General features: G+C 65.4%; 18 protein-coding genes. 10 read left to right on the top strand and 8 right to left on the bottom strand.

The window, feature by feature from the left end; translation table 11 throughout:
• The first annotated feature begins 20 nt into the window (after positions 1-20).
• Positions 21-779: an SDR family NAD(P)-dependent oxidoreductase gene (locus tag WDN01_05225; GenBank protein MEJ0025411.1), complete on the top strand. Its 759-nt coding sequence runs from the start codon at positions 21-23 to the stop codon at positions 777-779.
• 70 nt (positions 780-849) lie between these two features.
• Here WDN01_05225 and WDN01_05220 read toward each other — a convergent pair whose 3' ends face one another.
• Together WDN01_05220 and WDN01_05215 are read right to left on the bottom strand one after the other, a co-directional pair.
• A complete protein-coding gene (locus WDN01_05220; protein MEJ0025410.1) occupies positions 850-2,226 on the bottom strand; it encodes a PleD family two-component system response regulator in 1,377 nt (458 codons plus the stop codon).
• Positions 2,227-2,236: 10 nt separating this feature from the next.
• Complete coding sequence (locus WDN01_05215) at positions 2,237-2,611, bottom strand: response regulator (protein ID MEJ0025409.1); 375 nt, start codon at positions 2,609-2,611, stop codon at positions 2,237-2,239.
• Between the two features lie 402 nt (positions 2,612-3,013).
• Between WDN01_05215 and WDN01_05210 the strand changes: the two genes are divergently transcribed.
• The 4 genes from WDN01_05210 to WDN01_05195 are packed head-to-tail and all read left to right on the top strand — an operon-like array spanning position 3,014 to position 6,056.
• Positions 3,014-3,220 carry a DUF3572 family protein gene (locus WDN01_05210; GenBank protein MEJ0025408.1) on the top strand — a complete coding sequence of 69 codons (207 nt, stop codon included), beginning with the start codon at positions 3,014-3,016 and terminating at the stop codon, positions 3,218-3,220.
• Complete coding sequence (locus WDN01_05205) at positions 3,217-3,870, top strand: hypothetical protein (GenBank protein ID MEJ0025407.1); 654 nt, start codon at positions 3,217-3,219, stop codon at positions 3,868-3,870. The genes WDN01_05210 and WDN01_05205 overlap by 4 nt, the downstream gene beginning before the upstream one ends.
• Positions 3,871-4,788, top strand: a complete 918-nt coding sequence (locus WDN01_05200) for an ROK family protein (protein ID MEJ0025406.1) — start codon at positions 3,871-3,873, stop codon at positions 4,786-4,788.
• Positions 4,755-6,056 carry a DNA polymerase IV gene (locus tag WDN01_05195; GenBank protein MEJ0025405.1) on the top strand — a complete coding sequence of 434 codons (1,302 nt, stop codon included), beginning with the start codon at positions 4,755-4,757 and terminating at the stop codon, positions 6,054-6,056. Before WDN01_05200 ends, WDN01_05195 begins: the two co-directional genes overlap by 34 nt.
• Here WDN01_05195 and WDN01_05190 read toward each other — a convergent pair.
• The 3 genes from WDN01_05190 to WDN01_05180 are packed head-to-tail and all read right to left on the bottom strand — an operon-like array spanning position 6,039 to position 8,755.
• Positions 6,039-6,839 (bottom strand): DUF1849 family protein, encoded by an 801-nt coding sequence (locus WDN01_05190; GenBank protein MEJ0025404.1) that lies wholly within the window; start codon positions 6,837-6,839, stop codon positions 6,039-6,041. The genes WDN01_05195 and WDN01_05190 overlap by 18 nt on opposite strands.
• A gap of 12 nt (positions 6,840-6,851) precedes the next feature.
• Positions 6,852-7,712, bottom strand: a complete 861-nt coding sequence (gene aguB, locus WDN01_05185) for an N-carbamoylputrescine amidase (GenBank protein ID MEJ0025403.1) — start codon at positions 7,710-7,712, stop codon at positions 6,852-6,854.
• A complete protein-coding gene (locus WDN01_05180; GenBank protein MEJ0025402.1) occupies positions 7,709-8,755 on the bottom strand; it encodes an agmatine deiminase family protein in 1,047 nt (348 codons plus the stop codon). The genes aguB and WDN01_05180 overlap by 4 nt, the downstream gene beginning before the upstream one ends.
• Before the next feature lie 60 nt (positions 8,756-8,815).
• On the opposite strand from WDN01_05180, the gene WDN01_05175 reads away from it, so the two are divergent.
• From WDN01_05175 to WDN01_05155, 5 genes are read left to right on the top strand one after another with little or no spacing between them, the layout of a single operon-like run.
• Complete coding sequence (locus WDN01_05175; protein ID MEJ0025401.1) at positions 8,816-9,277, top strand: RidA family protein; 462 nt, start codon at positions 8,816-8,818, stop codon at positions 9,275-9,277.
• Positions 9,274-10,452 carry a GNAT family N-acetyltransferase gene (locus WDN01_05170; GenBank protein MEJ0025400.1) on the top strand — a complete coding sequence of 393 codons (1,179 nt, stop codon included), beginning with the start codon at positions 9,274-9,276 and terminating at the stop codon, positions 10,450-10,452. The genes WDN01_05175 and WDN01_05170 overlap by 4 nt, the downstream gene beginning before the upstream one ends.
• Entirely contained in the window at positions 10,452-10,868 is a 417-nt protein-coding gene (locus tag WDN01_05165) for an HIT family protein (protein ID MEJ0025399.1), read from the top strand. Before WDN01_05170 ends, WDN01_05165 begins: the two co-directional genes overlap by 1 nt.
• Complete coding sequence (locus WDN01_05160) at positions 10,865-11,155, top strand: antibiotic biosynthesis monooxygenase (GenBank protein ID MEJ0025398.1); 291 nt, start codon at positions 10,865-10,867, stop codon at positions 11,153-11,155. Before WDN01_05165 ends, WDN01_05160 begins: the two co-directional genes overlap by 4 nt.
• Before the next feature lie 30 nt (positions 11,156-11,185).
• Positions 11,186-11,428 carry a hypothetical protein gene (locus WDN01_05155; GenBank protein MEJ0025397.1) on the top strand — a complete coding sequence of 81 codons (243 nt, stop codon included), beginning with the start codon at positions 11,186-11,188 and terminating at the stop codon, positions 11,426-11,428.
• Between the two features lie 450 nt (positions 11,429-11,878).
• Here WDN01_05155 and WDN01_05150 read toward each other — a convergent pair whose 3' ends face one another.
• The 3 genes from WDN01_05150 to WDN01_05140 are packed head-to-tail and all read right to left on the bottom strand — an operon-like array spanning position 11,879 to position 13,118.
• Positions 11,879-12,262, bottom strand: a complete 384-nt coding sequence (locus tag WDN01_05150) for a hypothetical protein (protein ID MEJ0025396.1) — start codon at positions 12,260-12,262, stop codon at positions 11,879-11,881.
• A 14-nt stretch (positions 12,263-12,276) separates the two neighbouring features.
• A complete protein-coding gene (locus tag WDN01_05145) occupies positions 12,277-12,687 on the bottom strand; it encodes a GFA family protein (protein MEJ0025395.1) in 411 nt (136 codons plus the stop codon).
• Positions 12,684-13,118 carry an endonuclease domain-containing protein gene (locus WDN01_05140; GenBank protein MEJ0025394.1) on the bottom strand — a complete coding sequence of 145 codons (435 nt, stop codon included), beginning with the start codon at positions 13,116-13,118 and terminating at the stop codon, positions 12,684-12,686. The genes WDN01_05145 and WDN01_05140 overlap by 4 nt, the downstream gene beginning before the upstream one ends.
• Positions 13,119-13,156: the final 38 nt, after the last annotated feature.

Raw genomic sequence — 13,156 nt, 5'->3', positions numbered from 1 at the left:
CATCGGGATTTTGAAAGATCATGATCCAGGGACACGATCTGAACGGGCGCGTCGCCTTGGTCACCGGCGCAACCAGCGGCCTCGGCCGGCACTTCGCCAAGGTTCTGGCCGGTGCGGGGGCCGCCGTGGCGCTGTGCGGACGCCGGGTCGAACGTCTTGCCGAGGTGAAAGCCGAAATCGAATCCGCCGGCGGCCGCGCCACTACGATCCCGCTTGATGTGACGGACGCCGCGGCCATAGCACCCGCGATCGACGCCGCCGAGGCCACGCTGGGGCCGATCGACATCCTCGTGAACAACGCCGGCCTGAGCGTGCTGGGTCTCGCGGTGGAGATCTCGGCGGACGACTTCGACAAGGTGATGGCGACCAATCTTCGCGGCCCCTTCCTCCTCGCGACCGAAATCGGACGCCGCATGATCGCGGCCAAGCGAGAAGGACGCATCGTCAACATCGCGTCCATCGGCGCCTATCGCGTGCTGCCGGGCGTGACGCCCTATTGCATCTCAAAGGCCGGCGTGGCGATGATGACCCAATGCCTCGCAAGAGAATGGGCGCGCAAGGGAATCAACGTCAACGCCCTCTGCCCGGGATTCATCGAGACCGAACTCAACGACGAATGGTTCGCCTCCGACAAGGGCAAAGCGCAGATCGACAGCTTTCCGCGCAGGCGACTTGCGCAGCAGAGCGATCTCGACGGAATGCTCCTGTTGCTCGCTTCGGACGCCTCGCGCGCCATCACCGGCTCGCTGCTGACCATCGACGACGGGCAGGCGCTCTAAGGCTTCACGCCGCCAAGCCATTCCGACTTCGCATTGTCCGTGCTCACCCAACGCGGGTGACTGGGCCTTGTCAGGCCGCGGCCGCGGTGACGACGCGGTTGCGGCCGTTGCGCTTGGCGCTGTAGAGGGCCTGGTCGGCGCGGTGCAGCAGCGCTTCGGCGCCGTCACCGGCCCCTTGCGTACCCGCGATGCCGATCGAGATGGTGATGTTCAGGCGGCCCGGCGCGCGGCTGATGACGATGGGCGTCGTCTCGATGCTCTTGCGCAGGCGCTCGGCAATCGTATAGGCGAGACTCATTTCCGTGTCGGGCATGACGACGACGAACTCTTCGCCGCCATAGCGGCAAGCCAGATCGATGCCGCGGACATTGGCGGAAATGCGATTGGCGAATTCCTTGAGCACTTCGTCGCCGATATCGTGGCCGTGGCCGTCATTCACCGCCTTGAAGAAATCGATGTCCATGATCAGGAAGGATAGCGGCTTGCCGTTGCGAACAGCCGTAGACACCAGATTGTCCAGGTGCCGCGCCATGTAGCGGCGATTGTGCAGGCCGGTGAGCTGGTCGGTGATCGCCATCTCCAGGCTGAGCTGCACGTTGTGGCGCAACCGATCGGAATAGCGCTTCTTGCGCAGCTGCGTGCGCACCCGCGCCACCAGCTCGTTCTTGTCGACGGGACGGGTCAGATAGTCGTTGACGCCCATCTCGAGCGCCTGGTTCAGCTTGCGGCGGTCGCCGTCGGTGACGACGACCAGGATAGGGACGTTGCGTCCTTCCGGCAGCGAGCGAAGCTGGGAGCACAGCCGCAACCCATCGAAACCGCGCATGCCGAGACTGACGACGATGAGGTCGTAGTCGCCGCCGCGCACACGCACCAACGCTTCCTCGAAAGTGTCGACCGAAGCGACCTCGTGGCCGCCGGGCTGCAGCGCGTTGGCGAACCATTGCACCGATTCCGGCCGGTCCTCGATGATCAGGATTCGGCCCGTCGGGCTCGCGTCCATCAGCGTCGTCGCCGGATCGATCAGGCCCATGCTCTGACCGGTGGTCTCGCGCATGCGAAGCTCGTCGGTCATCATCTTGAGGCGCACAAGGCTGCGCACCCGGGCGAACAGCGCCGCGTCGTCGACCGGCTTTGTCAGGAAATCGTCGGCACCGGCATCCAGGCCCGCGACGCGGTCCGACGGTTGATCGAGCGCGGTGACCATCACGACGGGAATATGGGCCGTCTTGGAATTGTTCTTGATGCGGCGGCAGACCTCGAAGCCGTCCATCCCGGGCATCATCACATCGAGCAGCACGATGTCGGGCGCCGCCTGGTCGATCTTGGCGAGACACTCCAATCCGTTGAAAGCGCTGACAACCTCGAAGTATTCCGCCGTCAGCTTCGCTTCGAGAAGCTTGACGTTGGAGAGTATGTCGTCGACGACCAGAACGCGCGCCGTCATGGCGTGTGCCTTACCCGATGAACCTGCGGACGGTGTCCAGGAAACTCGTGACGGAGATCGGCTTGGAGATGTACGCCTCGCAGCCGCCCTGACGGATGACCTCTTCGTCGCCCTTCATCGCGAAGGCGGTGACGGCAACCACCGGAATCGCCTTCAGCGAGTCGTCTTCCTTCAGCCATTTGGTGACTTCCAGGCCCGACACTTCGGGAAGCTGGATATCCATCAGGATGAGGTCGGGGCGGTGCTCGCGGGCGATGTCGAGCGCTTCCATTCCGTCCTTGGTCTGCAGGATGTTGTAGCCATGGGCGTCCAGCAGATCATGGAACAGCTTCATGTTCAGCTCGTTGTCCTCGACGATCAGCACGGTCTTGGTCTTGGCGTCCATGAGGTCCACTCTCCAGCTCCCGCGCGCCCAATCGCTACCTAAGCCAATGGCCGCATACGGCATTCTGCGGATTGGCCCCCGGGTGGGCGCAGTATTAGATCGGATGTCTTAACGCTCCCTCAACGAAACTTTGGCGGTGGCGTTTGGCTATCGGTGCGGCAGGGCCTATTTCCCGTACGAATCCAATGATCTAGCGGCTGATCGCAGCCGGCCAGTTGCCGAAGGCGATTCAGATCAACCGGCAGGCGCGTATCGCATGAGGGTTGCCTCCTGTTCTCGACTCCCGGCGGTCCCTTGTGTCGCGCCGTGCCCCAGTCACAGTATGCGGCTATGACAAGGGTTCGCGGACAAATGGCGCGCGAAAGCGCGGAAACTTTGGCGCTCAAGGGATTGGCGTATCTCATGAATCTGCCTGACAGCCGCGACCGCTTCCTGGCCCTGTCGGGCGTGGAGCCCCAGGATTTGCGCGAACGGGCAGCCGAGCCGGAGCTTCTGGGCTCGGTACTGGATTTTCTTCTGGCGGACGATGCGCTCCTGAGCGGTTTCTGCGACGACGAAGCGCTGGAATCGCGCGATATCCACATGGCGCGGCTCGTCCTGGCGGGATGAGCACCCGTTTCGACATCGGCGCGGCCAGCGCGAGATTGAGGCCCGGACGGCCTCTCGTCATCGTCGATGCCGACGAAGTCCTGCTGCGATTCGTCGACGGCTTCGACCGCTTCCTGCGCAGTAACGGGCTTTACCTCGACCTGTCCAGCTATCGCCTGCACGGCAATGTGAAGCGCGTGGAAGACGACACGCCCGTCCTGGATGTCGAAGTCACGGCCCTGCTCGACGCGTTCCGTGGCGAACTCGACTCGCTGGCCACCGTCGACGGCGCCGCCGACGCCCTCTCCTCGCTGACTGCGCGTGCCGACATCGTCGTGCTGACGAACATCGCAGAGACGCAGGCCCCGGCACGGCTGCGCAATCTTGCCGATCATGGCTTGCACTTTCCGGTCGTCGCGAATAGCGGTCCCAAGGGGCCGGCCGTCAGGGCGCTGACGTCGCGCGCCGCCACGTCCTTCTTCGTCGACGATATCCCCCAGCATCTGGCGTCTGTCGCCGAGGCGGCACCGGACGTGTTCCGCATCCATCTGATCGGCGATGAAAGGCTGAAGCCCTTGCTGCCGCCGGCGGCACATGCCCATCTGCGCGCCGGCGATTGGGCCGAGGCGGGCACCTTCATCCATGCGCGCCTCGACGAAGCGGGGCATTGAGTGCGGCTCGGAATCGACCTCGGCGGGACCAAGATCGAGATCGTCGCGCTCGACGGCAGCCGCGTGGTCCTGCGCGAGCGGGTGCCGACGCCACAAACCGTCTATGACGACACGATCCGCGCCATGCGCGATCTCGTGCACGCGGCCGACGCCAAACTCGGCCGGCTGGGCACGGTCGGCGTCGCGATACCCGGAACGATCAGCCGCAACACCGGCCTGGTGAAGAACGCCAACTCCACACGGCTCATCGGCCACCCCCTCGACCGCGACCTCACCATGGCGGTCGGCCGGCCGGTACGCGTCGCGAACGACGCGAACTGCTTTGCGCTGTCCGAAGCGAGCGACGGCGCCGCCGCCGATGCGGATGTCGTGTTCGGCGTGATCGTCGGCACGGGCTGCGGCGGCGGCGTCAGTGTCGGCCGGCGTGTCCTGACGGGTGCCCATGGCATTGCCGGCGAATGGGGCCACAATCCCCTGCCCGCGCCCAGGCCCGACGAGATCGATGCCGCGCCGCAGTGCTATTGCGGCCGCAAGGGCTGCATCGAAGCCTGGATCAGCGGCACCGGCCTCGCGGCGGATTTCAAGCGCCATACGGGCCGCGACCTTCGCGGTCCGGACATCGCGGCGGCCGCCGCCTCCGGCGATGAAGCGGCCCGCGCCGCGATGGCGGATTTCTACGACCGTTTCGCGCGCTCGCTTTCGACCATCGTCAACGTGCTCGATCCCGACGCCATCGTGATCGGCGGCGGGTTGTCGAATATCGATGCGATCTACGACGAACTGCCCGCCAGGGTGGAGCGCTATGCCTTCACGCCGGAAGGACGCACCCGGATCGTCAAGAACCTTCACGGCGATTCGAGCGGCGTGCGCGGCGCGGCTTGGCTGTGGAGCGAAGCCGAATCGGCGGCCGCCCCGTGAGCGCCTTTTGCCGCGACTGCCTGGCCGACGCGCGCGCCGGCGCGAGGCGGTGCGCGGCTTGCGGCAGCTTGAGACTGCTTGCGCACGACGAGATCGACACGCTCGCCATCGCCCATATGGATTGCGATGCCTTTTATGCCGCCATCGAAAAACGCGACAATCCTGAATTGCGCGACAAGCCGGTGATCGTCGGCGGCGGCTCGCGGCGCGGTGTGGTGTCGACCGCCTGCTATGTCGCCCGCATCGACGGCGTGCGCTCGGCCATGCCGATGTTCAAGGCACTCGAGCTTTGTCCGAAAGCCGTCGTGATCAAACCGAACTTCGCCAAATACACCGCTGCCGCCAGGGCGATCCGCGACATGATGCTCGAGCTGACACCGCAGGTCGAACCGCTGTCGCTGGACGAGGCCTTCCTCGATCTGTCCGGCACGCAGATGCTGCATAGTTTGGTCCCCGCCAAGCTGATGGCGCGGCTGGCGAAACGGATCGAAACGGAGATCGGCATCACGGTGTCCATCGGACTGAGCTTCAACAAATTCCTGGCCAAGTTGGCCAGCGAACTCGACAAGCCGCGCGGCTTCGCGGTGATCGGCGAGGCGGAAGCCATCGCCTTCCTGCGCGACAAACCGGTCGGCACCATCCGTGGCGCCGGCACCGCCTTGCAGGCCCGCCTCGCCAAGGACGGGCTCATCCACATCGGCCAGATCCAGGACATGGAGGCAAAGGAACTGGCGCGCCGCTATGGCAACACCGGGCTGTGGCTCCACCGCCTTGCGCACGCGCAGGACAGCCGCAAGGTCGAGCCGGATGGCGAGCTCAAGAGCATTTCCTCCGAGACGACGTTCGATACCAACATTGTGAACTTCGACGACCTCGAGGCGGTCCTGTGGCGCCAGGCCGAGCGCGTTTCCGCGCGCGCCAAGGCGTCGGGCCATGGCGGGCGTACCGTGGTGCTCAAGCTGAAGACGGCAGGATTTCGAACCCGTACGAGAAGCGCCTCGCTCGATTCGCCGACCCAGCTTGCCGATCGCATCTTCCGCACCGCGCGCGAAGCCCTGCGCCGCGAAGCCGACGGCACCGCGTTCCGCCTGCTCGGCGTCGGCATCAGCCAGCTCGCGCCGGATATCGATTGCGATCCAGCCGATCTGGTCGACGATGGCTCGACCAGGCGCGCGGCGGCCGAACGGGCGATGGACAAAGTGCGCGCAAAGTTCGGCGGCGAAGCCGTGGTCAAAGGCCGCGCGAAGCGTTCAGCACTTCGACGGTAGTTTCTCGAGCTTCACCAATTCGGCCTTCATCGTGAAGTTCGGATAGATCAGCGTCATCGACGAGATCACGCCGTTGGCATAGAGCCGATATGCGACCTCATAGTCCGCGCGCTCGCCCTGCGAGTCGTGCGGGAAATAGCTGATCAGGACCGGCCAGGCGGAAAGTCCCGCGAGCAGGCCGCTGCCGTCCACGACGCTGTCGTCTCTCAGTTTCGCCTTCGAGACCGGATGGGCGATCACGGTGGCGGTGTCGTAAAGCTCCGTGCTGTCGCCGCCCTGGAACACCGTCTGGTGGAACGAGTCGCGACCCGCCGCGGCGGCGCGCAACACCGCCAGCGTGTGCTGGGTCGGCAGCAGCGTGCCGTTGGGCAGCGCGAAGTGCCGGCCATGCGGCGAGGTCATCCGCACTTCGCCGCCGGTCGAGGCGAGAATGCCGGTGCCGTCGAAGTGCTGAGTCGCCTTGCCGTTGACGAAGTTGCGGACCTTGAAGCGGATCTGCCGGCCCTGTTTGTCCTCGCTGGAGGAAACGATGAAATCGCTGTGCACCGCGCTCGCCTTGCCGTCCGACATGTCGGCGATGAAGCGCTGCGTCGTGGTCCAGGCGGTGCAAACGTCGCGAAACTCGATCACGCTGTGGCCGCGTACGGCGACCATCCCGCCCGGCTGCGTCGAGGCGAGCGTCACGTCGTACTGCGCGCGATGCGACACCAGCGCGACCGGTGCCGCCTGCGCGACAGACCCCGTTGCCGCGAGCAAGGCGGCAAGCAAAACGGCATGTTTCACGGTCTTACTCCGTCAATGCCCGATCAGCGGCCCGTACAGATCCGGCCGCCGATCGCGGAACAACCCCCAGGACGCCCTCGCCTTCGCGATCTCGTCGAGATCGAAAGTCGCGGTCGCCACGCCTTCGCGCGTTCGGTCCAGTTCCGCCTCGATCGCGCCCGTCGGGCCGGCGATGAAGGAGGAACCGTAGAAAGTGATCTCGCCGGCCTGGCCCTTTTCGGTGCCGATGCGGTTCGAGGCGATCAGCGGCATGTAGTTCGCGCCGGCATGGCCCTGCATCACGCGGCGCCAGTGATCGCGGCTGTCGACAGGCGGCGCCGGCGGCGGCTCGCTGCCGATCGCGGTCGGATAGAACAGGACTTCGGCACCCATCAATGCCATGGCGCGCGCACTCTCGGGGAACCACTGGTCCCAGCAGATCGCGGCACCGAAAGTCCCGAAGCGCGTGCGCCAGGCCTTGAAGCCGGTATCGCCCGGCGTGAAGTAAAACTTTTCCTGGTAGCCCGGCCCATCGGGAATATGTGACTTCCGATACAGCCCGAGCACGGTACCGTCTGCATCGATCATGGCAAGGGAGTTGAAGTGCGTATGACCCGCACGCTCGAAAAAACTGATGGGCAAAACGACGCGGAGCTCCTTCGCAAGTTCCGCCATCGCAACTATCAGCGGATTTCCCTCGAACGGCGCCGCGAGTTTGTAGTGGTCGGCCGACAGGTCCTGACAGAAGTAAGGCGTCTCGAAAAGTTCCTGGATCAGGATGGCATTGGCGCCCTGCGCCGCTGCCGCGCGCACGAGTTCCTTCGCCTTCGCGACATTCGCCGCGCGATCCCACGAACACGCGAACTGAGTCGCCGCGAAAGTGACGTTCCTCATTCCGGTTCCTGTTGCGTGATGCAGTGAATGCCGCCGCCGCCTTCGACGATGTCCAGCGCCTGGATCTGCAGGATATCGCGCCCCGTAAAGCAGTCGGCGAGCACGGCGCGGGCGCGCTCGTCATTCGGATCGTCGAAGCCCGGCATGACCAGTCCGCCATTGGCGAGGTAGAAATTCACATAGCTCGCCTGCAGCGGGCGGCCGCGCCAGTCGCCGCCGGCCTTGCGCGGCTGCTCCAGTTCGACGATTTCGATGCGGCGTCCTTGTGCGTCGCGCGCGTCCTTGAGCCGACGGATCGCCTCCATCACCGGTTCGTAGTCGGGATGGCCATGCGACGCCGGTACGCCGACCAGGACCCGGCCGGGCGCGACGAAGCAGGCGATGTTGTCGACATGGCCGTCGGTTTCGTCGTCGGAGAAGCCCTCGCCGAGCCAGATCACCCGCCGCGCGCCGGTATAGAGCGCCAGCCGCTCCTCCACTTGCTGGCGATCAAGCTGTGGGTTGCGATTGGAATTGAGCAGGCACTGCTCCGTCGTGATCAGCGTCCCCTCCCCGTCCATGTGGATGGCGCCGCCTTCGCAAACCAGCGCCGCCGCATAGACCGGGACATCGGCCTGGCGCGCGGCCCGGGTCGCGAACTGGGCGTCCTCCGTCCACGGATGATATTTGTTGCCCCAGGCGTTGAATTGCCATTGCACCGCGGCCCGACGGCCGTCCGGCGACGTCACAAAGGTCGGGCCGATGTCGCGCGCCCAGGAATCGTCCAGCGGCACGTCGAAGATCGCGGTCTTGCCCCGGGTCGCCAGTTTCGCCTCGGCGACGTCCGTCGGCCGCGCGGCGATGATCACCGGCTCGAAGGTCGAAATCGCCCGCGCCACCCGCGCGGTCGCCTGTTTTGCGCGCAGCAGCCCCTCCGGGCCGCCCCAGGCTTCGATGCGGCAGGGCCAGCACATCCAGGTGCGCGCATGTGCCGCCCATTCGGCCGGCATCGCATAGCCGTCGCGCGCGGGACACGGATCGTCGGCATCCAGGCGTTTGGTCATGCTCGCTTATAGCGCGCCGCAGCGGCCCGCGATAATGTTTTGCGATCCAGAGGACGAACCATGCGCATCGACGACCGCCTGAAAGAACTCGACATCCTGCTGCCGACGCCGCCCGCCCCGGTGGCGAGCTATGTGCCCTATGTCGTCAGCGGCAACCTCGTCTACGTCTCCGGGCAGGTCACCGTCGCCGCCGACGGGCTGAAATATGTCGGCACGGTGGGCCAGGAACTCAGCCTCGAGGACGGCAAGGCGGCCGCCAGGCTTTGCGCCATCAACGTGATCGCGCAGACCAAGGCGGCCTGCGGCGGCGACCTCGAGCGCGTCAAGCGCGTGGTCAAGGTCACCGTCTTCGTCAATGCCGTTCCCGGCTTCACCCAGCATCCGGAGGTCGCCAACGGCGCCTCGGACCTGTTCGTCGCCGTGTTCGGCGAAGCCGGCCGCCACGCCCGCGCCGCGGTCGGCGCCGGCTCGCTGCCGCGCAACGTCGCCACCGAGGTCGAAGCGGTGATCGAGATCGCGTGACAGGCGAATTCACAGCCCGCATCGCCGGACGCGCGGCCGAGATCGGCAAAGCCGCCTGGAACGCCTGCGCCAATCCGGACGGCGCGGCCGATCCGCACCCGTTCACGCGCTACGAATTCTTCGCGGCCTGCGAGGAGTCCGGCTCGGCGACGGCCCGGACCGGCTGGCGGCCCTCGCATCTCGTCATCGAGCATGAGGGACGGATCGTCGGCCTCCTGCCGGCCTATCTGAAGAACCACAGCCAGGGCGAATACGTCTTCGACTCCGCCTGGGCCGACGCGCTGGAGCGGGCCGGCGGCGACTATTATCCCAAGCTGCAATGCTCCGTTCCGTTCACGCCCGTCACCGGCCCTCGCCTGCTGGTCGCGCCGGGCGCCGACGTCGCGGCGGTGCGCGAGGCCCTGCTGGCGACCGGCGCCACGGCGGTCCGCGAGCTGAAGGCGTCTTCGCTGCACATCACGTTCCTGACGCAGGACGAATGGCGCGCGGCCGGCGCCACCGGCTATCTCCAGCGCACCGACCAACAATTCCATTGGGAAAACCGCGGCTACGATTCCTTCGATCAGTTCCTGGCCGAGCTGTCGTCCGCGAAGCGCAAGAACCTGCGCAAGGAACGCGCCGCGGTCCGCGAGGCCGGCGTCGAATTCGACTGGCTGTCCGGGCGCGACATCACCGAGGGCCATTGGGACACGTTTTTCGAGTTCTACATGGACACCGGCGGGCGCAAATGGGGCCGGCCCTATCTCACGCGGGACTTCTTCAGCCGGATCGGCGCCAGCATGGCGGACCAGGTCGTCCTCATCTTCGCGCGGCGCGGCGGCCGCACCATCGCCGGGGCGCTGAACTTCGCCGGCGGCGGCGTGCTCTATGGCCGCAACTGGGGCTGCACCGAGTTCGTGCCGTTCCTGCATTTCGAGACCTGCTATTACCAGGCGATCGACTTCGCCATTCAGAACAAGTTCGCGAAGGTCGAGGCGGGCGCCCAGGGCGCGCACAAGCTCTTGCGCGGCTACATGCCGACGCCGACCTACAGCGCGCATTACATCGCCCATGAGGGCCTGCGCCGCGCCGTCGACGATTATCTGAAACGCGAGCGCGCGGCCGTCGCCGAACATATCGAGGAGCTGGCCGAGCGCGGGCCGTTCCGCAAGGTGGAAGCCCCCGAGGAGGACTGATGGCCTACGATCCCAACAACGTCTTCGCGAGGATCCTGCGCGGCGAATTGCCGAAGATCGCGGTCTACGAGGACGATCTCACCCTTGCGTTCATGGACATCATGCCGGCGACGGAGGGCCACACGCTGGTGATCCCCAAGGAAGCCGCCGAGACCATTTTCGACCTCTCGCCAGACGGCGCCGCGGCCACGATCCGGACGACGCAGAAGGTCGCCGCCGCCGTGAAGACCGCGCTGGGCGTTCCCGGCATCATGCTGGTCCAGCTCAACGACAAGGCGTCGGGCCAATCGGTGCCGCATCTGCACTTCCACATCCTGCCGCGCGACCACGGGCTGGATTTGAACTTCCACGGCCGCAAGATGGTCGATCCGAAGACGCTGTTGCCGATCGCGGAGAAAATCAGGGCCGCGCTGTGATCGTCGAACACGCCGTCCTCAACGTCAAAAAGGGCCAGGCCGCCGCCTTCGAGGCCGCGCTGGCCAAGGCGCGGCCGCTGGTCGAGGCGACCGAGGGCTTCCACAAGATGGAGGTGCGGCCCTGCGTCGAGACCAAGGACCGCTACCTGCTGCTCATCTGGTGGAGCTCGGTCGAGGCCCATACGGTGGGCTTCCGCCAGTCCGAGCGCTACGGCCCGTGGCGCGAACTGCTGCATGGGTTCTACGAGACCTTTCCGACGGTGCAGCATTACGGCACGCCCTTGTAGGCGGGGAACCCGCGCCTATATGAAAAACCGATGATCTACCTGATCGCGATCTTCTGTTCGCCGCTGGCGCTGCTCCTGACGGGCAAGCCGATCTCGGCGCTGTTCAACTTCATCCTCTATATCCTGGCGATCGTCTGCTGGGTCACGATCATCTTCTTCCACGCCGGCTTCCTTCTGTGGCTGATCGGTTTCGTGCATGCGGTGCTGGCGATCAACAACGCCCGCGAAGACCGCCGGGCCCGCTGGATCGCCAACGCCGCGCGGCGCGACTGACGTATTCGAAGCGAAAAGACGGTTCGAAGCGCGCCGGGATCGCGTAAGCGCCTGTCCCTCCTGGCGTTCCTTCATGGATAGCCATGCGGCGCCGCGTTCCGTCGGGATGCAAGGCGGGGATTTGGCTGATTTGGTGGCTGGACCGACTCGGTTCAAGACGCGCGCGAGAATAAATCCGTATGCGGACTTATCCCCGGTCCGGCTCACGCGGAGTCGCGGAGGACGCGGAGATTTTCATCGCGGGTGGAGGATAAGTCCCATTGATGCGATGCGGCGAACGATATTTTGTTGCGCGAAATAATTTTCAGGGCGCCCAGAAGCCGGTCGGTCGCGACAAAATACAAACTGTCATGCCCGCGAAGGCGGGCATCCAGCGGCGCATGCGGCTCTGGATTCCCGCTTGCGCGGGAATGACAATCTGGAATTGATTCGCGCAAGGAACATTCGGCGCTACGGCGCGAAACTCGACCGCGCCTTCACGCCCCAATGGCCGTTCTCGTTAGTGATGACGTAGATCGAATCGAAGCCGCCGATCACGCTGCCGTCCTTGCGATAGCGCGTGAACCGCGTGTCGATATGGACCTTGTCGGCGCCGGCGTGGATGACGGCGCGGCGTTCCCAGGCCGAGTGGTCCCATTCGGCGAGCGCCCCGGTGGTGAACCGCTCCGGCGTCATGTCGCCCTTGTTCAGGATGACCATCCTGTTCGACGCCAGCCGGACGGATGGGAAGTTGAATGTCGCCTCGAAGGCGGGGATGTCGCGCGCGTTGAAGGCGGCCATGAAGGCATCGAGGACATGCTGGGCAGCGTCGATGGAAGCCCGAAATTGCGTCATGACCTTTTTCCTCGCTAACCCGGCATCTGCTCGAATACCGTCAGCCCGGCCGGCAGCGGCACCCATTCGGGGCGCTGCGAATTGTAGATCGCCATGGTCGGCTTGAAATGCGCCGGATCGTCGAGCGAGCCGGCATAGACCGTGTGCTGCTCGGCAACGCCGCGCACGCCGCCATAAACCAGGCCGCCGCATTTGGGGCAGAAATTGCGCTCCGATTGGCGGCCGTCGCTCTGGACCAGCGTGTGGGTGACGACATCGCCCGTGATGCGCAGGCCCCCGGCGGGAAAGCCCATGAAGCCGATGAAGCCCGAGCCCGATGCCTTGCGGCAGTCGGCGCAGAAGCAGTAGCCGGCGTAGAGCGGCGGGGCGGAGGCTTCATAACGAACGGCGCCGCAGAGACAGCCGCCGGTGATGGGAGAAGTCACCGTTCCACCCTCCCCTTGAGGGAGGGTCGAACCGCCAAAGGCGGTTCGGGGAGGGGTCGGACGCCAAGCGCCAAAGCGTGTTCGACGCTTTCCATCACGACGTCCCTATGCTTGAGCACATCCAGATTTGAAAATCGGATCACGCTGTACCCTTGGTCGTTCAAATAGCGCGTTCGCGCTTCGTCATGAAGCTGCTGCTCCGCGACGCCGTGCTGATCGCCATCCAATTCGACAACCAATCTTGCCGACCGGCAGAAGAAATCCGCGATATAGGGCCCGATCGGCTGCTGGCGGCGGAATTTGACACCGCCAAGGCGGCGGTTTCGCAAAAGTGCCCACAGGACGCGCTCGGCGTCCGTCATATCCGTGCGAAGCCGACGCGCCGCGGTCTGCTTCAGATCGCGCCGGCGCAGACCGTCAGACCAGCGCATGACGTCGGACCCCTCCCCGAAATTTGCTTCGCAAATTT

This window comes from Rhizomicrobium sp., from assembly GCA_037200985.1.
In the GTDB taxonomy this organism is placed as follows: domain Bacteria; phylum Pseudomonadota; class Alphaproteobacteria; order Micropepsales; family Micropepsaceae; genus Rhizomicrobium.
This window is presented reverse-complemented; position numbering and strand designations above follow the sequence as displayed.